The organism is Streptomyces sp. NPDC050548 (genome assembly GCF_044457385.1).
Lineage (GTDB): Bacteria > Actinomycetota > Actinomycetes > Streptomycetales > Streptomycetaceae > Streptomyces.
In genome coordinates this window covers 140422-165674 of record NZ_JBITGV010000005.1, presented here as the reverse complement: position 1 = coordinate 165674, position 25253 = coordinate 140422, and the positions used below count along the sequence as shown (strand labels likewise).

Annotated in this window: 25 protein-coding genes; 8 read left to right on the top strand and 17 right to left on the bottom strand. The window is 69.7% G+C overall.

Annotated features, from left to right (window positions below):
- Positions 1 to 66: 66 nt before the first annotated feature.
- The 3 genes from ACIBJH_RS16400 to ACIBJH_RS16390 all read left to right on the top strand — a co-directional run bounded on the left by ACIBJH_RS16400 (position 67) and on the right by ACIBJH_RS16390 (position 2958).
- Positions 67 to 1545 carry an AlkA N-terminal domain-containing protein gene (locus tag ACIBJH_RS16400; RefSeq protein WP_399117519.1) on the top strand — a complete coding sequence of 493 codons (1479 nt, stop codon included), beginning with the start codon at positions 67 to 69 and terminating at the stop codon, positions 1543 to 1545.
- Positions 1546 to 1576: 31 nt separating this feature from the next.
- On the top strand, positions 1577 to 2062 hold the full coding sequence (locus tag ACIBJH_RS16395; RefSeq protein WP_399117518.1) for a methylated-DNA--[protein]-cysteine S-methyltransferase: 486 nt from the start codon (positions 1577 to 1579) through the stop codon (positions 2060 to 2062).
- 95 nt (positions 2063 to 2157) lie between these two features.
- The gene (locus ACIBJH_RS16390) at positions 2158 to 2958 is read left to right on the top strand and encodes a DeoR/GlpR family DNA-binding transcription regulator (protein ID WP_399117517.1); all 801 of its coding nucleotides are present in this window, start codon (positions 2158 to 2160) and stop codon (positions 2956 to 2958) included.
- Here ACIBJH_RS16390 and ACIBJH_RS16385 read toward each other — a convergent pair.
- A complete protein-coding gene (locus tag ACIBJH_RS16385) occupies positions 2955 to 3692 on the bottom strand; it encodes an SIR2 family NAD-dependent protein deacylase (RefSeq protein ID WP_399117516.1) in 738 nt (245 codons plus the stop codon). The two genes, ACIBJH_RS16390 and ACIBJH_RS16385, sit on opposite strands and share 4 nt — an antisense overlap.
- A gap of 149 nt (positions 3693 to 3841) precedes the next feature.
- Here ACIBJH_RS16385 and ACIBJH_RS16380 point away from each other — a divergent pair, with 149 nt between their 5' ends.
- Positions 3842 to 4042: a type II toxin-antitoxin system VapB family antitoxin gene (locus ACIBJH_RS16380; RefSeq protein ID WP_399117515.1), complete on the top strand. Its 201-nt coding sequence runs from the start codon at positions 3842 to 3844 to the stop codon at positions 4040 to 4042.
- Between the two features lie 23 nt (positions 4043 to 4065).
- On the opposite strand, the gene ACIBJH_RS16375 is transcribed toward ACIBJH_RS16380, so the two are convergent.
- Positions 4066 to 4563 (bottom strand): NUDIX domain-containing protein, encoded by a 498-nt coding sequence (locus ACIBJH_RS16375; RefSeq protein ID WP_399117514.1) that lies wholly within the window; start codon positions 4561 to 4563, stop codon positions 4066 to 4068.
- A gap of 212 nt (positions 4564 to 4775) precedes the next feature.
- Positions 4776 to 5495, bottom strand: coding sequence for an SDR family oxidoreductase (locus ACIBJH_RS16370; protein ID WP_399117513.1), 720 nt, complete (start codon positions 5493 to 5495; stop codon positions 4776 to 4778).
- Between the two features lie 54 nt (positions 5496 to 5549).
- On the opposite strand from ACIBJH_RS16370, the gene ACIBJH_RS16365 reads away from it, so the two are divergent.
- Both ACIBJH_RS16365 and ACIBJH_RS16360 read left to right on the top strand, forming a co-directional pair.
- Complete coding sequence (locus ACIBJH_RS16365; protein WP_399117512.1) at positions 5550 to 6182, top strand: TetR/AcrR family transcriptional regulator; 633 nt, start codon at positions 5550 to 5552, stop codon at positions 6180 to 6182.
- Positions 6179 to 7009 (top strand): SDR family NAD(P)-dependent oxidoreductase, encoded by an 831-nt coding sequence (locus tag ACIBJH_RS16360; protein WP_399117511.1) that lies wholly within the window; start codon positions 6179 to 6181, stop codon positions 7007 to 7009. Before ACIBJH_RS16365 ends, ACIBJH_RS16360 begins: the two co-directional genes overlap by 4 nt.
- Before the next feature lie 64 nt (positions 7010 to 7073).
- On the opposite strand, the gene ACIBJH_RS16355 is transcribed toward ACIBJH_RS16360, so the two are convergent.
- Positions 7074 to 8150, bottom strand: coding sequence for an ADP-ribosylglycohydrolase family protein (locus ACIBJH_RS16355; RefSeq protein WP_399117510.1), 1077 nt, complete (start codon positions 8148 to 8150; stop codon positions 7074 to 7076).
- 198 nt (positions 8151 to 8348) lie between these two features.
- On the opposite strand from ACIBJH_RS16355, the gene ACIBJH_RS16350 reads away from it, so the two are divergent.
- Positions 8349 to 9467, top strand: coding sequence for a glycerate kinase (locus ACIBJH_RS16350; protein ID WP_399117509.1), 1119 nt, complete (start codon positions 8349 to 8351; stop codon positions 9465 to 9467).
- A 73-nt stretch (positions 9468 to 9540) separates the two neighbouring features.
- Here the strand turns inward: ACIBJH_RS16350 and pssA are convergent, their stop codons facing one another.
- The 9 genes from pssA to ACIBJH_RS16305 form a co-directional block, all read right to left on the bottom strand.
- Positions 9541 to 10362, bottom strand: a complete 822-nt coding sequence (gene pssA, locus ACIBJH_RS16345) for a CDP-diacylglycerol--serine O-phosphatidyltransferase (RefSeq protein WP_399117812.1) — start codon at positions 10360 to 10362, stop codon at positions 9541 to 9543.
- Positions 10363 to 10384: 22 nt separating this feature from the next.
- A complete protein-coding gene (locus ACIBJH_RS16340; RefSeq protein WP_019071293.1) occupies positions 10385 to 11041 on the bottom strand; it encodes a phosphatidylserine decarboxylase in 657 nt (218 codons plus the stop codon).
- Positions 11042 to 11210: 169 nt separating this feature from the next.
- Positions 11211 to 12416 (bottom strand): acyl-CoA dehydrogenase family protein, encoded by a 1206-nt coding sequence (locus ACIBJH_RS16335; RefSeq protein ID WP_200711546.1) that lies wholly within the window; start codon positions 12414 to 12416, stop codon positions 11211 to 11213.
- A gap of 2 nt (positions 12417 to 12418) precedes the next feature.
- Entirely contained in the window at positions 12419 to 12931 is a 513-nt protein-coding gene (locus ACIBJH_RS16330) for a MaoC family dehydratase (RefSeq protein ID WP_383950957.1), read from the bottom strand.
- A 5-nt stretch (positions 12932 to 12936) separates the two neighbouring features.
- Positions 12937 to 13908 (bottom strand): CoA ester lyase, encoded by a 972-nt coding sequence (locus ACIBJH_RS16325; protein ID WP_019071296.1) that lies wholly within the window; start codon positions 13906 to 13908, stop codon positions 12937 to 12939.
- On the bottom strand, positions 13905 to 15944 hold the full coding sequence (locus tag ACIBJH_RS16320) for a protein meaA (RefSeq protein WP_399117508.1): 2040 nt from the start codon (positions 15942 to 15944) through the stop codon (positions 13905 to 13907). Before ACIBJH_RS16320 ends, ACIBJH_RS16325 begins: the two co-directional genes overlap by 4 nt.
- A gap of 10 nt (positions 15945 to 15954) precedes the next feature.
- Positions 15955 to 17292 carry a crotonyl-CoA carboxylase/reductase gene (gene ccrA / locus ACIBJH_RS16315; protein ID WP_399117811.1) on the bottom strand — a complete coding sequence of 446 codons (1338 nt, stop codon included), beginning with the start codon at positions 17290 to 17292 and terminating at the stop codon, positions 15955 to 15957.
- A 424-nt stretch (positions 17293 to 17716) separates the two neighbouring features.
- The gene (locus ACIBJH_RS16310; RefSeq protein ID WP_399117507.1) at positions 17717 to 18526 is read right to left on the bottom strand and encodes a TetR family transcriptional regulator; all 810 of its coding nucleotides are present in this window, start codon (positions 18524 to 18526) and stop codon (positions 17717 to 17719) included.
- A gap of 148 nt (positions 18527 to 18674) precedes the next feature.
- The gene (locus ACIBJH_RS16305) at positions 18675 to 20480 is read right to left on the bottom strand and encodes a 3-hydroxyacyl-CoA dehydrogenase family protein (protein WP_399117506.1); all 1806 of its coding nucleotides are present in this window, start codon (positions 20478 to 20480) and stop codon (positions 18675 to 18677) included.
- 339 nt (positions 20481 to 20819) lie between these two features.
- Here ACIBJH_RS16305 and ACIBJH_RS16300 point away from each other — a divergent pair, with 339 nt between their 5' ends.
- The gene (locus tag ACIBJH_RS16300; protein WP_399117505.1) at positions 20820 to 21395 is read left to right on the top strand and encodes an adenylosuccinate lyase; all 576 of its coding nucleotides are present in this window, start codon (positions 20820 to 20822) and stop codon (positions 21393 to 21395) included.
- Positions 21396 to 21412: 17 nt separating this feature from the next.
- Here ACIBJH_RS16300 and ACIBJH_RS16295 read toward each other — a convergent pair whose 3' ends face one another.
- From ACIBJH_RS16295 to ACIBJH_RS16280, 4 genes are all read right to left on the bottom strand, one after another.
- A complete protein-coding gene (locus tag ACIBJH_RS16295) occupies positions 21413 to 21946 on the bottom strand; it encodes a GNAT family N-acetyltransferase (protein ID WP_399117504.1) in 534 nt (177 codons plus the stop codon).
- A 41-nt stretch (positions 21947 to 21987) separates the two neighbouring features.
- The gene (locus ACIBJH_RS16290) at positions 21988 to 22386 is read right to left on the bottom strand and encodes a RidA family protein (RefSeq protein WP_399117503.1); all 399 of its coding nucleotides are present in this window, start codon (positions 22384 to 22386) and stop codon (positions 21988 to 21990) included.
- Positions 22387 to 22452: 66 nt separating this feature from the next.
- Positions 22453 to 24033 (bottom strand): alpha/beta hydrolase, encoded by a 1581-nt coding sequence (locus ACIBJH_RS16285; protein ID WP_399117502.1) that lies wholly within the window; start codon positions 24031 to 24033, stop codon positions 22453 to 22455.
- Positions 24034 to 24172: 139 nt separating this feature from the next.
- Positions 24173 to 25219: an Rv2578c family radical SAM protein gene (locus tag ACIBJH_RS16280; protein ID WP_399117501.1), complete on the bottom strand. Its 1047-nt coding sequence runs from the start codon at positions 25217 to 25219 to the stop codon at positions 24173 to 24175.
- Between the last annotated feature and the right edge of the window lie 34 nt (positions 25220 to 25253).

Sequence of the window (25253 nt, the reverse complement as noted above, 5' to 3'; positions counted from 1 at the left end):
AGGCCACGCGACGTCGATGTCGGATTCCCGCCAGCCCCGGCCCGGCCCGTATCGGATGCTGGACACATGCAGAACGGGATGCACACCGACACGGAGCGCTGCGTGCGCGCGGTCCAGTCCAAGGACGCGCGCTTCGACGGCTGGTTCTTCACGGCCGTCCTGACCACCCGCATCTACTGCCGGCCCAGCTGCCCGGTCGTACCGCCCAAGCCCGAGAACATGACGTTCTACCCGAGCGCGGCGGCCTGCCAGCAGGCGGGTTTCCGCGCCTGCAAGCGCTGCCGCCCCGACACCAGCCCCGGGTCCCCGGAATGGAACCAGCGGGCCGACCTGGTCGCCCGCGCGATGCGTCTGATCGCCGACGGAACCGTGGACCGCGAAGGCGTCCCCGGCCTCGCCGCCCGCCTCGGCTACAGCACCCGGCAGATCGAACGCCAGCTCCTCGCCGAACTCGGCGCCGGTCCGCTCGCGCTCGCCCGGGCCCAACGCGCCCAGACGGCAAGGCTGTTGATCGAGACGACCGCACTCCCGATGGCGGAGATCGCCTTCGCCGCCGGCTTCTCCTCGATCCGCACCTTCAACGACACCGTGCGCGAGGTCTTCGCCCTCTCCCCGAGCGAGTTGCGCAACAGGCGCCCGAAGACAACGGTGTTGACCCCCGGCACGCTCACCCTCCGCCTGCCGTTCCGCACCCCCCTCAACCCCGACAACCTCTTCGGTCACCTGGCGGCGACCGCCGTACCGGGCGTGGAGGAGTGGCGGGCCGGCGCGTACCGCCGCACCCTCCGCCTCCCTTACGGCCACGGCATCGCGTCGCTCACTCCCCAGCCCGACCACATCGCCTGCCGTCTCACCCTCAGTGACCTGCGCGACCTGCCGGTGGCCATCAGCCGCTGCCGCCGCATGCTCGACCTGGACGCCGATCCGGTCGCGGTGGACGACCAGCTCCGTACGGATCCGGTACTGGCCCCGCTGGTGGACAAGGCACCGGGCCGACGCGTCCCGCGCACGGTCGACGAGGCCGAGTTCGCCGTACGGGCCGTACTCGGCCAGCAGGTCTCCACGGCGGCGGCCCGCACCCACGCGGCCCGCCTGGTCACCGCCCACGGCGAACCGGTCGACGACCCCGAGGGCGGCCTGACCCACCTCTTCCCGTCCCCGGAGTCACTGGCGGCGGTGAACCCGGAGTCACTCGCCATGCCGAACACCCGCCGCACCACGTTCACCACGCTTGTCGCCCAACTGGCCGACGGGACACTCCACTTGGGAGTGGAGAGCGACTGGACGGAAGCGCGCGCCCGCCTCCTGGCCCTCCCCGGCTTCGGCCCCTGGACGGTCGACGTCATCGCCATGCGTGCCCTCGGCGACCCAGACGCCTTCCTCCCCACCGACCTCGGAATCCGGCGCGCCGCCCAGGAGTTGGGCCTCCCGTCGACGCCGGCCGCGCTCACCGCCCGCGCGGCGGCCTGGCGGCCGTGGCGGGCGTACGCGGTCCAGTACCTGTGGGCGACCGACACCCACCCGATCAACTTCCTCCCCGCATAAGGGAATCGCAGACGAGCGGAGTACGCACGACATGAAGCACCACACCGTGATCGACAGCCCCTACGGCCCGTTGACCCTCGTCGCGGACGACGACGGCACCCTCTGCGGCCTCTACATGGTCGACCAACGCCACCGTCCCCCGGAGGAATCCTTCGGCACCCTCGACGACACCCCCTTCACCGAGGCGACCGCACAACTACAGGCGTACTTCGCGGGCGAGTTGAAGGAGTTCACCCTCGAACTGCGCCTGCACGGAACCCCGTTCCAACGCACCGTCTGGGACCAGCTCCGCCGCATCCCCTACGGCGAGACCCGCTCCTACGGCGACCTTGCCGACGCCCTCGGCAACCCGGGCGCCTCCCGTGCGGTCGGCCTCGCCAACGGCAAGAACCCCATCGGGATCATCGTCCCCTGCCACCGGGTCGTCGGCGCGAACGGCAGCCTCACGGGCTACGGCGGCGGCCTGGACCGCAAGCAGCGACTGCTGGACTTCGAGAGCGGGGCGGCGCTTTTCTGAGCGCTCACCCGGAGGGCGCCGGGTCCCGCCAAAGTGCTTTGCGGGCAAAGGAGTTGGAAGGAGCCGTTCGGCCGGTCCGTGTAGTGTCCTGTCGCGTGCTGGCCGAACAACGACATCAACTCATCCTGCGGGCCCTGAGATCCGGCGGCACTGTCACCGTGACGGATCTCGCCGGCCGCTTGGACGCCAGCGCCGCGACAATCCGTCGTGACCTCCTCAAGCTGGAAGCGGACGGGTTGCTGACGCGGGTTCATGGCGGAGCGGTCGTGGAGGAGGCCCCCGCGCCGTTCACCGAGGCTGCCGAGGCCCAGGTGGACGCGAAGGACGCCATAGCCGCGGAGGCGGCCACGATGATCGAGGACGGTCAGTCGGTCATCCTGGACTCCGGCTCGACGGTGCACCGGCTCGCCCGCCGGTTGCAGGGGCGCCGGATCACCGTGATCACCAACAACCTGGCGGTGTACGAGGAACTCGTCCAGGACGAGCACGTCCAGCTCATGCTGCTCGGCGGCATGGTCGTACGGGAGTCGCGGATGCTGGACGGCTTCATGGCGGAGGACAACCTTCGCCAGGTGCACGCCGACTGGCTCTTCATGGGAGCCTGCGGGGTCCGCGCGGGCGCTCAGGTCATGGACACCACGGTCGCCGAAGTGCCGGCGAGACGGGCCATGATCGCCGCCAGTGACAAGGTGGCGCTGCTCGTCGACGACACCAAGTTCCCCGGAACCGGCATGGTGAAGATCTGCGGTCCGGAGGACCTGGATGTCGTCGTGACCAACGCGGTGCCCGGCACCGCGGCCTGGACGGCTTTCGAGGAAGCGGGCGTGGACGTGATCCGGGCCAACCCCGTCGGAGCCGTCCAAACCGCCGCTGTCGTCGATGCCGTCGGCGGCTAGGAGTCCTGCACCTGGCCCAGCCGGCGCAGCAGCTCGGGCAGCGCCGTCCCGATCGGTTCCCGTACGACCTCGTCGGCGAGTTCGTCGTACGGCGTGGGCTCGGCGTTGACGATGATCAGGCGGGCCCCGTGATCGGCGGCGACACCGGCGAGCCCTGCGGCGGGCTGCACCTGGAGGCTGGTGCCGACGGCGATGAAGACCTGGCAGGCCTTGGTGATGGCGACGGCCTCGCCGAGGACTGCCGGGTCGAGGCGTTCGCCGAACATCACGGTCGCCGACTTCAGGATTCCGCCGCACTCCAGACACGGCGGGTCCGCCTCGCCGGCCGCGACGCGGGCGAGAGCGTCCTGCATCGGGCCCCGCGCGTGACACTTCGTGCACACGAAACTCCGTGCGCTGCCGTGGAGTTCGAGCACCTTGCGGGCGGGCACACCGCCGAGCTGGTGGAGTCCGTCGACGTTCTGTGTGATGACCCTGACCGGCACCCCGGACCGTTCCAGTTCGGCCACCGCCCGGTGCGCGGCGTTCGGCTCGGCCCGGAGCGCGCGGTTGTCGCGGCGCAGCTGCCAGGAGCGGCGGCGGATCTCGGGGTCGCCCATGTAGTACTCGTACGTCACGAGTTTCTCGGCCTCGGGGTCGCGCCGCCACAGCCCGTTGGGGCCGCGATAGTCGGGGATTCCGGAGTCGGTGGAGATGCCCGCGCCACTCAGGAGGGCGACGAGAGGCTTGTTCATGGGCCGAGGGTAGGTCGCGGGGGCGACAGGAGGCGAACGGATATCAACCGGCCGTCGCCCAGCGGGTCGCCGCGGTCGGAGAGCGGTGTGGTGGACTCCTCGCCTCGTGCGGATGTTCGGGTCGTGCCGGCTGGTGCTAGCGTCCACGCATGGCCAAGGTGAACGTCTCGCTCGACGCAGCGCTCGTCGTGGAAGTCATGGTCCTTGCGGGTGTGAGCAACCCGCAGGACGCCGTCGAACTCGTCGTCCGCGACTACATCCAGCGCGGCCACCGCACCGAGGCCAGGGTCGAGGCCCGCGACGACGCGCGGCGCGAGGCGGACGTGAAGCCCCGCGAGGTCGAGGGCTGAGAGCTGGGCTGTCGGGAAGGGGGTCAGCCCACCCGCCGCCCGTTCTCCAGCTCCGCCGTCCCCGACCCCTCCGCCAGCACATCGAGGCCGACCAGGACCCGGAGCCCCAGGGAACCCGGCAGGTACTCGGTGAGTTCCCCGCGCGGGACGAGGCGCCAGGACAGGAGTTCCTCCTCCTGGAGCCGGATCGACTTGAGGTCGTTCGCGGTGAGGACTCCGCCGTCGTACAGATAGGCCACCAGCGGCGGGTAGTCCGGCCCGTGGTAGATCCAGTCCACGGCGAGCAGTTGGCCGAGTTCGACGTCGAGGCCGATCTCCTCCAGCGTCTCGCGGCGCGCTCCCTGGCGCGGTGTCTCGCCGTCGTCCGATTCGATGGTGCCGCCCGGAAGGGCCCATCCCTCACGGTAGTTGGGCTCGACGAGCAGGACATTGCCCTCGGTGTCGCGGAACAGCGCGGCGGCCCCGGCGAGGATGCGGGGGAGACCGGCGAGGTACGTGGCGAAGTCTGGCGTGGTGGTCATTCAGGAAGGGTAACCAGCCCGCGCGGCCGCCTCTCCGACCCGCCGCCCGGCTCCGGGAAGCGACGGATCGCCGGGCTCGACGTCGGCCCGCCACCGTGGGGACGGCCGAAGTACTGTCACCCTCGGCCGACTTGTCGGTGGGCTTTTGGCGCCGGTGTCCCGCCCTGCCGAGGTGAGACGGCGGGGCGGGACACCACGGTGCGGTGAGCCTGTCAGCCGAGCGGGACCAGGCGTGCGCCCCCGTCGGTCTCGAAGACGGCGCCGGTGAGATTGGGATTGGTGGCGGTCAGGGCCACCACCTCGGCGATCTCCTGTGCCGAGGCGACGTGGCGGACCGGCAGAACGTCGGCCATCTGCGCGAAGTACGCGCGCTTGGCGTCCTCCGGCAGACCGCTCCACCAGGGCGTGTCGACGAGCCCGGGAGAGACGGCGTTCACCCGTATCGGAGCGAGTTCCGCGGCCAGCGGTCTGACCATGGCCTCGACGGCGCCGTTGAGGGCGGCGATGCCGGCGGTTCCCGGCATGCCGGCCCGCGCGGTGATGGCGCTGAGCAGGGTGATCGATCCGTCCGGCGCGAGGTGTGGCAGGACCGCCTGGATCGTGGTGATGTGCGGCCAGAACTTGGCCTCGAACGCGCGTCGCAGCATGGTCAGGTCGAGATCGGCGACCGGCCCCGGCCCCTCGCTGCCGGCGGCGGCCAGGACCAGCCAGTCGACGCCGCCGATCGCCTCCGCGAGGGCGCTCATCTCCTCGGGGTTGCCGGCGTCGGCCCGATGCCCGACCAGTCCGGGGTCGGTGTCGGCAAGGGCGTCGAGGCGCTCCTTGCCGCGGCCGGTGATATGCACCGTGGCACCCCGTGCCTGGAGCAGGCGGGCCGTCGCCAGCCCGATGCCGGACGTTCCCCCGACCACTAAGGCGGTGCGCTGGGACATGACATCTCCTTATTTCGAACCGTCGCGTCTCGAATTAAGCTAGCCTCCATGGTCATGGACAAGCAACCCCCTTCGGAGTCACGCCCGGGACGCAAGCGCAGCGAGGAGAGCCGGATGGCGATCCTGGTCGCGGCGTTCGAACTGGTCGACGAGGTCGGCTACGCGGGCCTGACGATCGAGGGAATCGCCCACCGCGCCGGATGCGGCAAACAGACGATCTACCGCTGGTGGCCCTCCAGGGCCCACGTTCTCCTCGAAGCGCTCGCCGTGAAGGCCGATCTGTACGTCACGAACGCCGACCACGGTTCCTACGCCGACGACCTGAAGGCCTTCCTGGAGGACTCGTTCCGGCTCGGCCGCCGACAGCGCGTCGTCGACATCCTGCGCGTCCTGATGGCGGAGGCCCAGATCGACGAGGAGTTCGGCCGGCTCTTCCGCGGTGCCTTCCTGCAGCGGCGGCGCGACGCGCTCCAAGTCGTCCTCGACCGGGCCCGGACGCGGGGCGACCTGCCGCCTCGTCCCGCCGCGTCCACCGTCCTGGACATCGTGTTCGGCACCTTGTGGTACCGCATCCTGGCCACGGGCGAGCCCATGGGCGCCGACCTCGTCGAGGAGCTCACGGCCCTCCTCACGCAGGCCCTACCACCCCCGACCGGCGCGGCGAGCACTCTGGGAGACCCGCAATGACCCCTTCCCTGACCATCCTCGTCACCGGCGCCACCGACGGCCTCGGCCTGGCCCTGGCCGAACATCTGGCGGCGGACGGCGCCAGCCTGATCCTGCACGGCCGCAACCAGGCCAAACTCGACCGCGTCGCGGACCGGTTCACGGCCCGCGGCGCATCCCGGCCCCGGACCGTGACCGCGGATCTCGCCGACCTCGACCAGGTCCGCCGTATGGCCGCCGGGATTCGCGCATCGACCGACCGGCTCGACGTCCTGGTGAACAACGCCGGCATCGGCGGCGGGCGGCCGGACGGCCGCACCCGCCGTACCAGCGCCGACGGCCACGAGCTGCGCTTCGCCGTCAACCACCTCGCCGGCTTCCTGCTCACTCTCGAACTCCTGCCGCTGCTGCGCGCGTCGGCACCGGCCCGCATCGTCAACGTTGCCTCCATCGGCCAACACCCGCTCGACTTCGGGAATCTGATGCTGGAGCACGACTACGACGGCTTCCGGGCCTACGGCCAGAGCAAGCTCGCCCAGATCGCGTCCGGTTTCGAACTCGCCGCCCGCCTGCCCGCCGGCGAGGCCACGGTCAACAGCCTCCACCCCGCCACCTACATGCCGACGAAGATCGTCCTCGCCGAGACCGGATACAGCATCGACACGCTGGAGGACGGAGTGACCGCCACCTGTCGGCTCGTCACCGATCCGGCACTCGCCGGCATCACCGGACGCTTCTACGACCGCACTCGTGAGGCACGCGCCCATTCCCAGGCGTACGACACCGAGGACCGACTGCGCCTGTGGCGGGCGAGCCTGGAACTCACCCGAGGCGAGAGTCCCTTGTGACGGGTGCCGCTGATGGACGGCGGACATCCGCCCGTGCCCCGAGTCTCATCGCGCAGGGGGCCGTCTAGTTGTCGGCGGCCTCCGCCAACTGCACGGTCCGTTCGGCCAGTTCACTGATCCGCACCCCGTCGAACCCGAACACCGCACTGTGCACGGTGTTTTCGAGGGGGTCCTTCCACTGTCCCGGGATCGCGACGGCACCGTTCAGCACCCCGGCGACCGAACCGGCCGTCGCGCCGTTCGAGTCGGTGTCGAGGCCGCCGCGCACGGTGAGGGTGATGGTGCGGGTGAAGTCGCCGTCGCCGTACAGGAGTCCGGCGGTGAGGACGGCCGCGTTCGGGATCGTGTGGATCCAGCCGAGGCCCGCCGTCTCCTCGGACAGTGTGGTGAGCGTGTCCTCCCAGGTCATCCGGGTCTCGTGCAGCGTGAGCACCCGGCGCACGGTGCGTGCGAGGCGGCAGCCCGGCGGGATCACGGTCAGCGCCGTGTCCAGCGCGTGCCGCACGGTCGGCGCGGTGAACGCCGCCGAGATCAGGGCCGCGGCCCACATCGCGCCGTAGACACCGTTCCCGGTGTGGGACAACACGGCGTCCCTGCGCGCCAGTTGGGCCGCGCGGCGGGGCATGCCCGGGCAGGTCCAGCCGTAGATGTCGGCGCGGATCAGGGCGCCGATCCACTCCTGGTACGGGTTGTCGTACGTCGCCGTCAGCGGCGGTTTGAGGCCGTTGGCGAGGTTGCGGTAGGCGGCGCGTTCGGCCGTGTACGTCTGGAGGTACGGGAGGCGCAGCAGCCACAGTTCGCCGACCTGCTCGGTGCTGAAGCCGAAGCCATGGGTCTCCAGGAGGTCGAGGCCGAGAACGGCGTAGTCGACGTCGTCGTCACGGCAGCTGCCGTGGATCCGGCCGCGCACGCACCGCTGCCACTCGGGGCGCAGGGCGACGCCGTCGTTCTCGCCGGTCGGCTCGGGCAGGTAGTCGGTGAGCGGCAGGGCGGCAGCCTGACGGAGATAGCGGTCGATGCGGTCGCGGGTCCACAGGTCGCCCTGCTCGACCGGCTTGCCGAGCATGTTGCCCGCGATCCGGCCCAGCCAGCCCCCGAGGACGCGGTCCGCGAGCGCCTGCTCAGTACCTACTGGGGTCATGTCTCCGGTCTACCCGATTCCGGGCCCGGCAGCGGCACAGCGGACGCTCAGCCCGGTCCCAGCGTTGGGTCGGGGCATGACGGCGGGGGCGTCCGCCGGTTAGGGTCGCAAGCGGCGCGACTGGCCCTGAAGTGTGCGGGGCCCGTAGAGCAAGGGGATGGCAAGGTGGCGGACGCTGGACAGAGGGGCACCCACAGGGTGCTCATCGCCGCGGACAAGTTCAAGGGGTCGCTGACGGCCGTGCAGGTCGCCGAGCGGGTGACGGCCGGGCTCCGTCGGGTCGTACCCGATCTGGCGGTCGCGGCGATGCCGGTCGCCGACGGCGGCGACGGCACGGTGGACGCGGCCGTCGCCGCAGGGTTCGAGCGACGGGAGATACGGGTCGCAGGGCCGCTCGGCGACGAGATCACCGCGGCCTTCGCGGTCCGCGGCGACACGGCCGTCGTGGAGATGGCCGAGGCGAGCGGGCTGCAACGCCTGCCCAAGGGCGTCTTCGCCCCCCTCACCTCCTCGACGTACGGCTCCGGCGAACTGCTGCGGGCCGCGCTCGACGCGGGCGCCCGCACGATCGTGTTCGGTGTCGGCGGCAGCGCCACGACCGACGGCGGCGCGGGCATGCTCTCCGCGCTCGGCGCGCGTTTCCTGGACGCGGACGGCGAACCGGTGCCCCCGGGCGGCGGCGCCCTGATCGACCTGGCCTCGGCCGACCTCTCCGACCTCGACCCGCGCCTCGCCTCCGTCGCCCTCGTCCTCGCCAGCGACGTCGACAACCCGCTCACCGGCCCCAAGGGCGCCGCCGCGGTCTACGGCCCCCAGAAGGGCGCCGCCCCGGACGACGTGGACGCCCTCGACGCGGCCCTCGGCCACTACGCGAAGATCCTGGAGGAGGCGATCGGCACCAGGGCAGCCGAGTACGCCGTCGCACCCGGTGCGGGTGCCGCCGGCGGCATCGGCTACGGCGCCCTCCTCCTCGGCGCCCGCTTCCGCCCCGGCATCGAGGTCATGCTCGACGTCCTCGGCTTCGCCTCCTCCTTGGAGGGCGCCACCCTCGTCATCACCGGCGAGGGCTCCCTCGACGAACAGACCCTGCACGGCAAGGCCCCGGCCGGCGTCGCCGCGGCGGCCCGCGCGGAGGGCAAGGAGGTCGTCGCCGTCTGCGGCCGCCTCGCCCTGCCCCCACAGGCCCTCGGCCACGCGGGCATCCGCCGCGCCTACCCGCTGACCTCGGTCGAACCGGACGTGGTGAAGTGCATCGCCGACGCGGGCCCGATCCTGGAGCGGGTGGCGGAGAACATCGCCCGGGACTTCCTGGTCTGAGTCCCGTGCGAAGGAACGCCGAAGGGCCCCGAGCCAAGTGGCTCGGGGCCCTTCGTTCCGTCTGCTGCGACGGCTACGGCAGCTGCGCCGCTCGCGCCTCACGCCTGTTGCCGCGGAAGGTGTTCACCCGGCGGGCCGTCGCGAACAGGGGGATCACCGCGCCCATGACCAGCTGGAGCGCACAGCCCGTCTGAAGGAGCAGCTGGCCGCTCGGGGCGTCGAACGCCCAGGCCGCCAGCAGGCCCATCGACAGGACGATCCAGGCGAGCATCGCGACCGCGAGGCGGCCCCGCGGCTTCGGATACTCGACCCGGCTCACCATCAGCCAGGCGGTGCCCAGGATCGCCATGAGCGTCGCCACGAAGGGCAGCTCAAGGAGCACGATCGAGACCACCGTCAGCGCGCCGAACGGGGAGGGCATGCCCTGGAACATGCCGTTCGGCGGCGTCACACACGAGAAACGGGCGAGTCTCAGCACCACCGCAAGCAGCACCACGATCGCGCCGACCGCGGCCACTCTCTGGTGCGCGTCGTCCGCGACCATGCCGTAGACGAGGACGAAGTACGCCGGTGCGAGGCCGAAGCTGATCAGGTCCGACAGGTTGTCCAGCTCCGCGCCCATGGGGGAGGAGCGCAGCTTGCGGGCGACGAGGCCGTCGAAGAGGTCGAAGACCGCCGCGCACAGCATCAGGATGACCGCGGTGGCCGCGCTGTGGCGGGCCATGCCGGTCGACTCGTCGTTGCCCGTCAGGTGCGGGATCAGGATGCCGGTGGTGGTGAAGTACACCGCCATGAAGCCGCAGGTGGCGTTGCCGAGGGTGAGGGTGTCCGCTATTGAGAGGCGGAGAGAAAGAGGCATCTCCTCCTCGTCGTCCACCTCGTCCGCCTCGGGCACCCAGCCCGCCTGTGTCTCCGGATCAATCACGGTCAATGCGAGTCACCCCAGCCACCGTCTTCTGACCGACCTCCACGTCCACCTCGACACCTTCGGGAAGGTAGATGTCGACACGCGAACCGAAGCGGATCAGTCCGATGCGCTCGCCCTGCTCGACCTTCGTGCCCTGCGGGACGTAGGGGACGATGCGGCGGGCGACGGCGCCGGCGATCTGGATCATCTCGATGTCACCGAGCTCGGTGTCGAAGTGCCAGACGACCCGCTCGTTGTTCTCGCTCTCCTTGTTGAACGCGGGAACGAAACCGCCGGGGATGTGCTCGACCGAAGTCACCGTGCCGGAGAGCGGCGCGCGGTTGACGTGGACGTTCAGCGGGCTCATGAAGATGGCGACGCGGGTGCGACCGTCCTTCCACGGCATGATGCTCTGCACCACACCGTCGGCGGGCGAGATGACCCGGCCCGGGGTGATCTCGCGCTCGGGGTCGCGGAAGAACCACAGCATGCCCGCCGCGAGCGCGGTGGCGGGTACGGCCACGGCCTTGGCGGCGCCGGACTTGCGCGCACGTACCAGGCTGAGGGCTGCGGTGGCGACGGTCGGCAGGAGCCACGGCGATGCTCCGCGCGCGAGGCGTACGCCTGCCAGGCTGTCGCGTGGTGCAGAGGTTTGGCTGTGGGGCATGGATGACCTTCGTAGCGGATGATGCCGCACTGTAACGGGGGACGGCGGCTTTCCCGGGATCGTACCGGTCGTGAGCCACAACTGGCTAAGCCAGTAAGTCGAGTCGGCGGCCGAAGAGCGTTGACGGGGTGTGATCTTCTTCTCGAAGAAAACACCCCGAAACGGACAATCAGCCCTGGAATCGATACTCTTCGAGCAACCTGCGCCCGATGATCATTTTCTGGATTTCGGCGGTACCTTCGCCGATCAACAGCATCGGCGCCTCGCGGTAAAGGCGTTCGATCTCGTACTCCTTGGAGAATCCGTACCCGCCGTGGATCCGGAAGGCGTCTTCGACGACCTCCTTGCAGTACTCGGAGGCGAGGTACTTCGCCATCCCTGCCTCAAGGTCGTTTCGTTCGCCGGAGTCCTTTTTGCGTGCCGCATTCACCATCATCGCATGGGCGGCCTCGACCTTGGTGGCCATCTCTGCCAGCTTGAACTGGATCGCCTGGTGCTGGGCGATCGGCTTCCCGAACGTGTGACGCTGCTGCGCGTAGGAGACGCCCAGTTCGAAGGCACGCTGAGCGACGCCGCAGCCACGCGCCGCCACATTCACGCGGCCCACCTCGACTCCGTCCATCATTTGGTAAAAACCTCGGCCGGTCTGGCCGCCGAGCACCCGGTCGGCCGGGATCCGCAGACCGTCCATGATCAACTCGGTGGTGTCGACGCCCTTGTAGCCCATCTTGTCGATCTTCCCGGGGATGGTGAGACCGGGCCGGACCTCCCCGAAACCGGGCTCCTTCTCCACCAGGAAGGTCGTCATCGACTTGTGCGGCGCGGTGCCCTCCGGGTGCCCTTCGTCGCTGCGCACCAGGACGGCCACGAGCGAGGACGTGCCGCCGTTCGTCAGCCACATCTTCTGACCGGTCAGGACGTATTCGTCGCCGTCCTTGACCGCCTTCGACGTGATCGCCGAGACGTCCGAACCGAGCGCCGGCTCCGACATCGAGAACGCGCCCCGGATGTCACCCGCAGCCATGCGCGGCAGGAAGTGGTCCTTCTGCTCCTGCGTGCCGTGCTGCTTGAGCATGTACGCCACGATGAAGTGCGTGTTGACGATCCCGGAGACCGACATCCAGCCGCGCGCGATCTCCTCCACGCACAGGGCGTACGTCAGCAACGACTCGCCCAGGCCGCCGTACTCCTCCGGGATCATCAGGCCGAAGAGGCCCAACTCCTTGAGCCCGTCGACGATCTGCTGCGGATACTCGTCGCGGTGCTCCAGCTCGGTGGCGACCGGGAGGATCTCCTTGTCCACGAAGTCACGGACGGTGGACAGGATTTCCCGCTGGATGTCGGTGAGACCGGCGGTCTGGGCGAGTCGCGCCATGGCTACTTCTCCTGCTCCTTGAGCTGGGGGCGGCCGGGCTGCTCGCCGCCGCGCTCCTTGATGTACGTCTCGGTCGGTACCATCACCTTGCGGCGGAACACGCAGACCAGCGTGCCGTCCTGCTTGTAGCCCTTGGTCTCGACGTAGACGATCCCGCGGTCGTTCTTCGACCTCGACGGCGTCTTGTCGAGGACCGTCGTCTCGCCGTAGATCGTGTCGCCGTGGAAGGTCGGTGCCACGTGCTTCAGCGACTCGATCTCCAGGTTGGCGATCGCCTTGCCCGACACGTCCGGCACCGACATGCCCAGCAGCAGCGAGTAGATGTAGTTGCCGACCACCACGTTCTTGCCGAAGTCCGTCGTGTTCTCGGCGTAGTTGGCGTCCATGTGGAGCGGGTGGTGGTTCATGGTGAGGAGACAGAACAGATGGTCGTCGTACTCCGTGACCGTCTTCCCGGGCCAGTGCTTGTAGACCGCGCCGACCTCGAACTCCTCGTAGGTGCGTCCGAACTGCATGGTGCTCAGGCCTCCGGGGCTTCGAAGGTGGACGTGCGCTGCATACCGGCGGCCCGGCCCTTGCCCGAGATGACCAGCGCCATCTTGCGGCTGGCCTCGTCGATCATCTCGTCGCCGAGCATCGCCGAGCCCTTCTTGCCGCCGGCCTCGGACGTGTAGTAGTCGTACGCGTCCAGGATCAGCTCGGCGTGGTCGAAGTCCTCCTGGGACGGCGAGAAGATCTCGTTGGACGCCTCGACCTGGCCCGGGTGCAGCACCCACTTGCCGTCGAAACCGAGCGCGGCGGCCCGCTGCGCGACCGCGCGGTAGCCGTCGATGTTGCGGATCTGGAGGTAGGGGCCGTCGATCGCCTGGAGGTTGTTCGCGCGGGCGGCCATCAGGATCTTCATCAGGATGTAGTGGTAGGCGTCCGCCGGGTAGCCGGGCGGCTGCTCGCCCACCACGAGGGACTTCATGTTGATCGACGCCATGAAGTCGGCCGGTCCGAAGATGATCGTCTCGACACGTTGACTGGCTTGAGCGATCGCATTGACGTTGTTGAGTCCCTGCGCGTTCTCGATCTGCGCCTCGATACCGATCTTGCCGACCTCGAAGCCCATCGTCTTCTCGATCTGCGTCAACAGCAGATCGAGCGCTACGACCTGCTGGGCGTCCTGCACCTTCGGCAGCATGATGCAGTCGAGGTTCTGGCCCGCGCCCTCGACGACCGTGACGACATCGCGGTACGTCCACTCGGTCGTCCAGTCGTTGACGCGCACGACCCGTGTCTTGCCCGTCCAGTCGCCCTCGTTGAGGAACTTGACGATGGTGTGCCGCGCGTCGGGCTTGGCCAGCGGCGCGCACGCGTCCTCCAGGTCCAGGAAGACCTGGTCGGCCGGGAGACCCTGCGCCTTCTCCAGGAAGCGCGGGTTGCTTCCGGGAACCGCGAGACAGGAGCGCCGCGGGCGGAGCCGGTTGACGGGGGCGGGCGTGGTCATGCGGGGACCTCCAAGGGGTCGAGCAGGGGGTCGAGCTTGTTCGCCTTCCGGATCTCGTCGACGATGCGGCCGATGATTCCGGTGATGTCGAAGTCCTTCGGGGTGAAGACCGCGGCGACCCCGGCAGCCCTGAGCTGCTCGGCGTCGCCATTGGGGATGATCCCACCGGCGATGACAGGTATGTCTGTGGCACCGGCCACACGGAGCCGTTCGAGGACGTCCGGCACCAGCTGGGCGTGCGAGCCGGACAGGATGGACAGGCCGACCGCGTGCACGTCCTCGGCGAGGGCCGCGTCCACGATCTGCTCCGGGGTGAGCCGGATGCCCTGGTACACCACCTCGAAGCCGGCGTCACGCGCGCGTACGGCGATCTGCTCGGCGCCGTTGGAGTGCCCGTCCAGGCCCGGCTTGCCGACCAGGAAGCGCAGCTTGCCGACGCCCATCTCGCGCGCCGTCACATCCACCTTGCGGCGGACCCCGGCCATCGCCGAGCCCTCCTCGGCGGGGACGGCGACCGGCGCCGACGAGACGCCCGTGGGCGCCCGGAACTCGCCGAACACATCGCGCAGGGCCCCGGCCCACTCGCCGGTCGTGACACCGGCGCGGGCGCACTCCAGGGTGGCCTCCATGAGGTTGTCGGTGCCCTTGGCGGCCTCCTTCAGCCGCTCCAGCGCCTTGCACGGGCGCGGGTGGTTGAACGGCGGCTGGTAGCGCGTGTCGCGCCAGTGCTGCAAGGACGCGATGACCCGGGCCTCGACGGCCGGGTCGACCGTCTGGATGGCTTGATCAAGGTCGGCCGTGAGTGGATTGGGCTCGGTCGTGTTGAAGATGTTGACGCCGACGATCTTCTCTTGACCGGACTCAATACGACCCCGCCGCTCCGCGTGCGAGGACACGAGCTGCGACTTCAGATAGCCCGACTCGACGGCGGCCATCGCGCCGCCCATCTCCTCGATGCGGTCGATCTCGGCGAGGGACTCCTCGACCAGAGAGGCCACCTTCGCCTCGATGACGTGCGAGCCGTCGAAGATGTCCGCGTACTCCAGCAGGTCGCTCTCGTGCGCCAGCACCTGCTGGATGCGCAGCGACCACTGCTGGTCCCAGGGCCGGGGCAGCCCCAACGCCTCGTTCCACGCCGGGAGTTGGACGGCACGCGCGCGTGCGTCCTTCGACAGCGTCACGGCCAGCATCTCCAGGACGATCCGCTGGACGTTGTTCTCCGGCTGTGCCTCGGTCAGGCCGAGCGAGTTGACCTGGACGCCGTAGCGGAACCGGCGCTGCTTCGGGTCCTCGATGCCGTAGCGCTCGCGCGTGATCTCGTCCCAGATGCGGCCGAAGGCGCGCATCTTGCACATCTCCTCGATGAAGCGGACGCCCGCGTTCACGAAGAAGGAGATGCGGGCGACGACATCGCCCCTGCGGTCCTCGGGGATCTGGCCGGACGCGAACACCGCGTCCAGGACGGCGATCGCGGTGGACATCGCGTACGCGATCTCCTGGACCGGTGTGGCTCCCGCCTCCTGGAGGTGGTAGCTGCAGATGTTGATCGGGTTCCACTTGGGGATGTGGTTGACCGTGTAGCAGATCATGTCGGTCGTCAGCCGCAGCGAGGGCACCGGCGGGAACACGTGCGTGCCCCGCGACAGGTACTCCTTGACGATGTCGTTCTGGGTCGTCCCCTGGAGCTGGGTGATGTCGACGCCCTGCTCCTCGGCGACGACCTGATAGAGCGCCAGCAGCCACATGGCGGTGGCGTTGATCGTCATCGAGGTGTTCATCTGGTCCAGGGGGATGTCCTGGAACAGCCGGCGCATGTCACCGAGATGCGCGATCGGCACGCCGACCCGGCCGACCTCGCCGCGGGCGAGGATGTGGTCGGAGTCGTAGCCGGTCTGCGTCGGCAGGTCGAACGCGACCGACAGACCGGTCTGGCCCTTGGCGAGGTTGCGCCGGTACAGCTCGTTGGACGCCTCGGCCGTGGAGTGACCGGCGTACGTGCGCATCAGCCACGGCCGGTCTTTCTGACGCTCAGTCATCTACGTGACCTCAGATGTTCCGGAAGCGGTTGATGGCGTCGATGTGCTGGGCGCGCTTCTCCTCGTCGCGCACACCGAGGCCTTCCTCGGGGGCGAGGCACAGGACGCCGACCTTGCCCTGGTGGAGGTTGCGGTGGACGTCGTAGGCGGCCTGGCCGGTCTCCTCCAGGGAGTACACCTTGGAGAGCGTCGGGTGGATCTTGCCCTTCGCGACCAGGCGGTTGGCCTCCCAGGCCTCGCGGTAGTTGGCGAAGTGCGAGCCGATGATCTTCTTCAGGGACATCCACAGGTAGCGGTTGTCGTACTCGTGGTTGTACCCCGAGGTCGAGGCGCAGGTGACGATCGTGCCGCCCTTGCGGGTGACGTAAACGCTTGCGCCGAAGGTCTCGCGGCCGGGGTGCTCGAAGACGATGTCCACGTCCTCGCCGCCGGTGAGTTCACGGATCCGCTTGCCGAACCGCTTCCACTCGCGCGGGTCCTGGTTGTGCTCGTCCTTCCAGAACCGGTAGTCCTCGGCGTTGCGGTCGATGATCGCCTCGGCGCCCATCGACCGGCAGATGTCCGCCTTCTGCGGCGAGGACACGACACAGATCGGGTTGGCGCCGCCCGCGAGCGCGAACTGCGTGGCGTACGAGCCGAGTCCGCCGCTCGCGCCCCAGATCAGGACGTTGTCGCCCTGCTTCATGCCGGCGCCGTTGCGGGAGACCAGCTGCCGGTAGGCGGTGGAGTTCACGAGCCCCGGGGCGGCGGCCTCCTCCCAGGACAGGTGGTCCGGCTTGGGCATCAGCTGGTTGGACTTGACCAGTGCGATCTCGGCGAGCCCGCCGAAGTTGGTCTCGAAGCCCCAGATCCGCTGCTCGGGGTCGAGCATCGTGTCGTTGTGCCCGTCGGAGGACTCCAGCTCGACGGACAGGCAGTGCGCGACGACCTCGTCACCGGGCTTCCAGGCGTTGACGCCCGGGCCGGTGCGCAGGACGACGCCCGCGAGGTCGGAGCCGATCACGTGGTACGGCAGGTCGTGCCGCTTGGTCAGCTCGCTGAGCTTGCCGTAGCGCTCCAGGAAACCGAACGTCGACAGCGGCTCGAAGATCGAGGTCCACACGGAGTTGTAGTTGACGCTCGACGCCATGACGGCCACCAGGGCTTCGCCCGGGCCGAGTTCGGGCACCGGGACGTCGTCCAGGTGGATCGACTTGCGGGGGTCCTTGTCGCGGGTGCTGAGGCCCGCGAACATGTCCGTCTCGTCCTTGTGCACGGTGATCGCGCGGTACGACTCGGGGAGCGGCAGGGCGGCGAAGTCGGCCGGAGTCGAGTCCGGCGACTGGATCGCGGCGAGGATGTCCTTCACGGTCACGGTGTTGCCTCCGGCGAAGTGCGCCCTGAGGGAGGGGCGCCGATGGTTACGTCGGTGCTGCTGCTGAGGGTGGGTGGAGAGGTGCCGTCGGTTCGGCGGGTGGTGCTTCGGCAGCGCTTTGTGGCGCGGGAGGGTGCCTGTGACGCAGGCGTCCGGGCGCGCAGCCCAGTGGTGGGTTGCGGGGACAGCCGACGTACGGGAGATCTCTGTACGCCGGCCGCCCGGACACCTTCAACGTATGACACTGCGTGTCACCCCGCAAGGCACCGAGTGCCATGAATTGCTCTCAGGTGAAATCTTTACGTAACAAATGAGCGATGATCGATCGAACGGGGTCTGAAAGCTGCGCGAAAAGGGGCTCTGACATGCCAAAACGGCCACCCCGGAGGGTGGCCGTCATCACATGGTGCGGAAGGGCTCAGCGGTCCCTGAGTGCCTCTTGGATGGTCCGCATGACCTCGTCCAGCGGGGCGTCGGTGCGGGCGACCGTCACCAGGACCTCGCCCTGCTGGTGGACCATCGCCGTGGCCGGCTTGGGAGCCGTGGTGCGGCCGGCTCCGATGCCGCTGCCGAACGTCTTCCGTACGATCCCGAAGGCGTGGTCGAGCTGTGCCTCCACGTCCCCCTGGCCGCCGGCCCGCAGCCAGCGCCGCAGCACGTGGTTGTGGGCGGTGACCACCGCCGAGGCGGCGACCTCGGCGAGCAGCGGGTCGTCGTTGGCGTCGTCGTCGTGCGCGTGCTCGTCGAAGTGGCCCAGCAGATAACGCGTGAACAGCCGCTCGTAGCGCGCCACCGACGCGATCTCGGCCTCGCGCAGGGTGGGCACCTCGCGCGTCAGCTTGTAGCGCGCGACCGAGATCTCCGGCTGCGCCGCGTACATCCGCATGACTTCCTTGATGCCCCGGCACACCGTGTCGAGCGGGTGCTCGTGCGCGGGGGCGGCGTTGAGGACCGCCTCCGCCCGGATCAATGTGTCGTCGTGGTCCGGGAAGATCGCCTCTTCCTTGGAGCGGAAGTGGCGGAAGAACGTCCGGCGCGCGACCCCGGCCGCGGCGGCGATCTCGTCGACGGTGGTCGCCTCGTACCCCTTCGTCGCGAACAGCTCCATCGCCGCCGCCGCCAGTTCGCGCCGCATCTTGAGGCGCTGGGCGGCGGCACGACTCCCCGCGGCACTCTCCGGTGCGTCGGGCGCGGCTGCGGTACGTGAGGGCTTGGCGGGCTGGGGCATGACCCGAACGTACTGCATGTGCGCAGCCTGCCGCGCACGTCGGGGGTTTCCCCCGCCCGCCAGGGGCAGGGGTCCTCCGGTGGGGTCGAGCAGCCCGCCCCAGTCCCCGTCGCCGTCCTCGTCGTCCCCGAACCAGTCGCCGGGACGATCAGCGGCGGGCATATTCGCGGAAGCCGCGGCCCGTCTTGCGGCCGAGGCAGCCCGCCGCCACCAGGTGCTCCAGGAGCGGCGCCGGAGCGAGGCCAGGGTCGCGGAACTCGCGGTGCAGGACCTTCTCGATGGCCAGGGAGACATCGAGCCCGACGACGTCCAGCAGCTCGAAGGGGCCCATCGGGTAGCCGCCGCCCAGCTTCATCGCGGCATCAATGTCGTCAAGAGATGCATAGTGCTCCTGCACCATCTTGATCGCGTTGTTGAGGTACGGGAAAAGCAGTGCATTGACGATGAATCCAGCCCTGTCGCCACAATCAACTGCATGCTTCTTGATCTTGACGCAGACCTCGTGAACTGTTGAGTGGACGTCAACATCCGTCAACACTGTACGGACGACCTCGACCAACTTCATCGCCGGCGCCGGGTTGAAGAAGTGCATACCGATCACGTCCTGCGGACGCGAGGTGGCACGGGCGCACGCGACGACCGGCAGCGACGAGGTCGTGGTGGCCAGCACCGCGCCCGGCTTGCAGACCTTGTCCAGCGTCGCGAACAGCTGCTGCTTGACCTCCAGGTCCTCGGCGACCGCCTCGACGGCCAGATCGACGTCCGCGAACGCGTCGTAGGAGCCCGCCGGAGTGATCCGCTCCAGGGTCCCCGCGGCGGCCTCGGCGGTCATCCGCCCCCGGTCGACGGAGCGCGAGAGCGACTTGCCGATACGGGACTTGGCGAACTGCGCCTTCTCCTCGCTGCGGGCCGCGAGGACCACGTCGTACCCGGCCTTGGCGAAGACCTCGGCGATACCGGACGCCATGGTCCCGGAACCGGCGACCCCGACGGAGCGGACCGTACGGCCGGGGGCGAGCTGTGCCCCCTCCGGCGGGGTGAGCGCGTCCCGCACGACGGTCGCGCTGCCGGGAGCCTCGTACGAGTAGAAGCCGCGGCCGGTCTTGCGGCCGGTCAGGCCCGCCTCGCTGAGCTGCTTCAGGATCGGCGCGGGGGCGTGGAGGCGGTCGTGGGACTCGGCGTACATGGCCTCCAGGACCGTGCGCGCGGTGTCGATCCCGATCAGGTCGAGCAGCGCGAGCGGGCCCATGGGCAGTCCGCAGCCGAGCCGCATCGCCGCGTCGATGTCCTCGCGGGAGGCGTACTTCGCCTCGTACATCGCGGCGGCCTGGTTGAGATAGCCGAACAGCAGCCCGTCCGCGACGAAGCCGGGCCGGTCGCCGACCGCGACGGGCTCCTTGCCCAGCTCGATCGCCAGCTCGGTGACGGCGGCGACGGCGGTGGGCGCGGTCAGCACCGAGGAGACCACCTCGACCAGCTTCATCGCGGGCGCCGGGTTGAAGAAGTGCAGCCCGAGCACCCGCTCCGGCCGCGCCGAGTCGGCGGCGAGCCGGGTGACGGACAGGGCGTTCGTGCCGGTCGCGAGAATCGTCTCGGGGCGCACGATCCCGTCCAGCTCACGGAAGATCTGGTGCTTGATCTCGTACGACTCCGGGGCCACCTCGATGACCAGGTCGGCGTCGGCCGCCGCGCTCAGGTCGGTGGAGGTGCGGACCCGGGCCAGGGCGTCGGTGCGCTCCTGCTCGGTCAGTCGGCCGCGTCGCACGGCGTGGGCGGTCGCGGTCTCCAGAGCGGCGACGGCGTGCGCGGTCGCGTCCTCGCTGACGTCGATGCCGACGACCTCGCGGCCGGCCCGGGCGAGGACCTCGGTGATACCGGTGCCCATGGTGCCGAGACCGACGACGGCAATGGTCTTGAACGGGGACAGGGGAGCGTCGGACAGGGGAGCTGCCATCGCGGGACTCCTGGAATGAGGGTGACGACTGGGAGCGCGCGCCGTACGCCGAGGGGCGCACGGAGTGCGAGAAGGAGTGTGGGTGGTGCCGGGCAACGAGCGCACACGCCCGGCGAGTTGAGAGTTCCGACCGGCCCTGTCCCAGGCCGTGTCGTACTGCGGCACACGAAGTACCGAACCGACTGCACTCACCGCGGCTGCGTCACCAGGCCACGGCAAGGAGATACGCGAGTGGGTAACTCGCTCACCTGAGCTTAACCGGTGGGTAACGAGCGCGCCAGCCCCCGGAGTTTGTGATGTAGGTCCCGTCTGTCCCGCGACCCCCATAGGCTCGGATTCATGGACGAAGAGTTGCGATCACTCACGGAGCGCTTACGGCGGGAGTCGGGAGGAGCGGCGCCGTACGAGCACCTCGCGTCGACCGGCGACCTCGACGAACTGGCGGAAGTGCTCACCGCCCCCGGCCATCCGCTGTGGGCAAGGGAGTTGGCCGCGTTCCGGCTCGGCCTCGCGGGCGACCGGCGGGCCTTCGAGTCCCTCGTCCTGTTCCTCAACCACCGCGACCCACCGCGCTGCGCCTCCGCCGCGTACGCCCTGGTCCGCCTCGACGACCCCCGCACCGCCCGCGCGGCAGCCGCCCTCGCCACCAATGAACTCCGCGTCGCCTACGCCCTGCACCCCGTCCGGCTCCTGGCCGACCTGCACGCCCCCGAGTCCGTCCCCGCCCTCATCACCACCCTGGAGCGACGCCTGCGCCCCCACGACCCGTACCGCCGCGTGGCCCTCGCCTGCGTACAGGGCCTGGGCGAACTGGGCGACCCCCGCGCCAGACCGGTACTGAACGACGCCCTCGCCCACCCGGCCCTGGCGGAGGCGGCGGTACACGCGCTGGGGCGGATTCCCCGGCAGCGGTGAGCCCCGCTCACCACCCCTCAACGCGTCAGCTCCCTGACGTACCGGATCTCCGGCACCAGTACCCCGTCCACCTCGTACGGCTCCTCCGCCCCGTCCGCCCGGAAGCCCGCCCGCTCGTAGAAGCGGCGGGCGCGGGCGTTGCCCCGGACCACCCAGAGGTACACGCGGTCGTGACCGAGGGCCGCGCACCGCCGTAGCGCCTCCTGCATCAGGGCCCGGCCGGTGCCGGTGTTCAGGTGGTGCGGGTCGAGGTAGATGGCGTACAACTCGGCTTCCCCGGTGCGGACTTCACCGTCCCGGTACGGCCCGACGGCGGCCCAGCCGATGATCTCCTCGCCCCGCTGGGCGACCAGGTTCACCACGCTGCTGTCGTGCTGCGCGAAGCGCGCTCGGCGGCGCTCGGCGTCGTCCTTCGCGCTGAGGGCGTCGAGGAAGGGCTGCGGCATGAGGCCCCGGTACGCGAACTGCCAGCCGAGGACGCGGATTTCGGAGACCCGGTGGCAGTCGGCGAGGACCATGGGGCGGATCTGAAGGGGCTCGGCATCGTCCATGGCGGGCACCCTAAGGACTCGACCGCCCGGTCGGCCCCTGATTATTCGCCGATCACCGCGAAGGCCTCGATCTCCATCAGGAACTCCGGTCGCACCAGCGCGGCGACCTGTACGGCCGATGCGGCGGGGAGCCGGTCGTCGGGTATGTGGGCGGCGCGGGCCGCGCGGATCGCCGGCATGTGGGCCATGTCCGTCACGAAGTAGGTCAGTTTGACCACGTCGTCGAAGTCGGCGCCCGCGGCGGCGAGGCAGCGGCGGAGGTTCTCGAAGATCTGGCGGGCCTGCGCGGCCGGATCGTCTTCGCCGACGAGCTTGCCGTCCTCGTCCAGGGCGAGCTGGCCGGAGATCGCGACGAAGCGGCCGGTGCCCATGACGACGTGCGTGTAGGCCGTCGCGGGGGCGACGCCGTCGGGGGCGGGAATCCTCGTCAGCTCACTCATGCGTCCATGGTGGACCATGGGTCTGACAAAGAGGATTCCCGCCCCCGAAGGACCGTCGGGCGGGGCTCAGCCGCGGAAGCCCAGCAGGCCGTGCAGTGTCGAACCGTGTGCCGTGCTCGTCGCCGACTTCGCCGTGGTCAGCGGTTTCGGGTCCGGCGTCTTCTGGCACACCGCGTCGACCTCGCCGCCGCTGCGCGGCACGTTGCCGTTGGTCAGATACGTGGCCAGGTACTTGTCCAGGCAGGCGTTCCCGCTCAGCGTGATGCCGTGGTTCCCGCCGCCCTGCTCGACCACGAAGCTGGAGTCGGCCAGCAGCTGGTGGACCGTCGCGCCGCCCTCGTACGGGGTCGCCGCGTCGTTCGTCGCCTGGAAGAGCAGCACCGGCGGCAGCTTGCCGTTGGCGATGTTGACCGGCTGCTCGGACTCGGTCGGCCAGAACGCGCACGGCGCGTTGTACCAGGCGTTGTTCCAGACCATGAACGGCGCCTTCTCGTAGGCCGCCCAGTTGTCCTTGCGCCACTGGTTCCAGTCGCGCGGCCAGGACGCGTCACGGCACTGCACCGAGGTGTAGACGCTGTACCCGTTGTCCCCGGAGGCGTCGATCGCGGCGAAGTTGTCGTAGGCCTCGACCAACGGATCGGCGTTCTTGTCGTTCACGTACGCCGCGAACGCCTCGGCGAGGTAGGGCCAGTAGCCGTTGTAGTACCCGCCGGGGATGAAGGTGTCCTCCAGTTCGGAGGCGCCCACCTTGCCGCCCGCCGGCTTCTTGGCCAGTGCCTTCCGCATCGCGTACCACTTGGCCTCGATCTTGGCCGGGTCGGTGCCGAGCTTGTACGTGGAGTCGTACTTCGCGATCCACGCCATCAGCGCCTGCTGGCGGTCGTTGAAGGCGTAGTCCTGCCCGAGGTTGTCGTCGTACCAGACACCCGTGGGGTCGACGATGGAGTCCAGCACCAGGCGGCGCACGCGCTCCGGGAAGAGCTTCGCGTACACGGCGCCCAGGTAGGTGCCGTACGAGTAGCCGAAGTAGTTGATCTTCTTGGCGCCGAGCGCGGCCCGGATCGAGTCCATGTCCTGCACGGCGCTGACCGTGTTGATGTACGGCAGCACACTCGCGTACTTCTTGCCGCAGGCGGCGGCGAAGGACTTCGCGCGCGTGAGGTTGGCCTTTTCCAGCGCCGGGGTGCTCGGCACCGAGTCGGGGCGCACCGGGTTGAAGTAACCGGGCTTGCAGTCGAGGGCGGGGGTGCTCTTGCCGACGCCGCGCGGGTCGAAGCCGATGACGTCGTACTGGGACGCCACCGCCTTGGGCAGCGAGGAGGCCACGAAGCCCGCGAGGGTCAGTCCGCTGCCGCCGGGGCCGCCGGGGTTGACCAACAGGGGGCCCTGGTACGTCTTCGCGGTGTGCGGGACCCGGGACAGGGCGAGCGTGATCCGCGTGCCGTGCGGGTTAGCGTGGTCCAGCGGCACCTTGACGCTCGCGCACTGGAGCGTCGGGTAGTTGGTGGTGGCGCAGCTCTTCCAGCTGAGCTTCGCCGCCTGGACGGTGGTCGCGGAATACGTGGTGCTCGCGTCGGCGGGGAGAGCGGTGACCGTCCCGGCCACGACGACGGCGGCACCGCACAGTACGGCTGCGCGTTTTCTCATGAGTCCTCCCAGGACGGAGAGGCAGCCGACCGCGGTTCTCGCGGCCGGTCCTCGCCGCATAGTCCCGAAAAGCCGGGGCGGAAGAACCTGTTCGGCCGATACTTGACCCAATTGGGCCGCCGGATGCGCTCGAACGCCCTCAGATGAACGAGAGCTGCGTCGGCTCGCTCACCGGCTCGTCGACCGGATCCGCCGGCTCGGGAATCCGGCGCGGCATCCCCGCGCGCGCGGGACCGATGCCGTACTCCTGTGCCAGGTCGTGGACCTGACGGGTGATCCGGCGCTGGTACCACTTCGGGGCGTACGAGCCCTCCGCGTACAGCCGCTCGTAGCGGCGCACCAGGTGTGGGTGGTGCTGCCCGAGCCAGGCCATGAACCACTCGCGGGCACCGGGCCGCAGATGCAGCACCAGGGGAGTCACCGAAGTCGCCCCGGAGGCGGCTATCGCCCTTACGGTGGCGCGGAGTTGGGCCGGGTGGTCGCTCAGGAAGGGGATCACCGGGGCCATCAGGACGCCGACGTCGATGCCGTGCTCGGTCAGTGTCCTCACGGCGTCCAGGCGCCGCTCCGGAGAGGGCGTGCCGGGCTCCACCGTGCGCCACAGCGCCGGGTCCGTGAAGCCGACCGAGACCGAGATGCCGACGTCGGTGACCTCGGAGGCCTGCACCAGGAGGTCCAGGTCGCGCAGGATCAGCGTGCCCTTCGTCAGGATCGAGAAGGGGTTCGCGCGGTCGCGCAGGGCGCTCAGGATGCCCGGCATCAGCCGGTAACGGCCCTCCGCGCGCTGGTAGCAGTCGACGTTCGTGCCCATCGCGATGTGCTCGCCGAGCCAGCGCCGGGAGCCGAGCTGGCGGCGCAGCAGCTCCGGCGCGTTCACCTTGACCACGATCTGCGAGTCGAAGCCGAGGCCGGTGTCGAGGTCCAGATAGCTGTGCGACTTGCGGGCGAAGCAGTACACGCACGCGTGGGAGCAGCCCCGGTAGGGGTTGACCGTCCATTCGAAGGGCATGCGGGAGGCCCCCGGCACCCGGTTGATGATCGAGCGGGCCCGCACCTCGTGGAAGGTGATTCCGCGGAACTCGGGCGTGTCGAAGGTACGGGTGGTCACCGCGTCCGCGCCGAACAGCGCTACGTCGGCCGTCCGGCTGTGGCCGTCGGACTCCAGGGTGAGGTTCTCCCAGCGCATGACGCCTCCTAGGTAGGCCTGCCCCCCGAGTGAA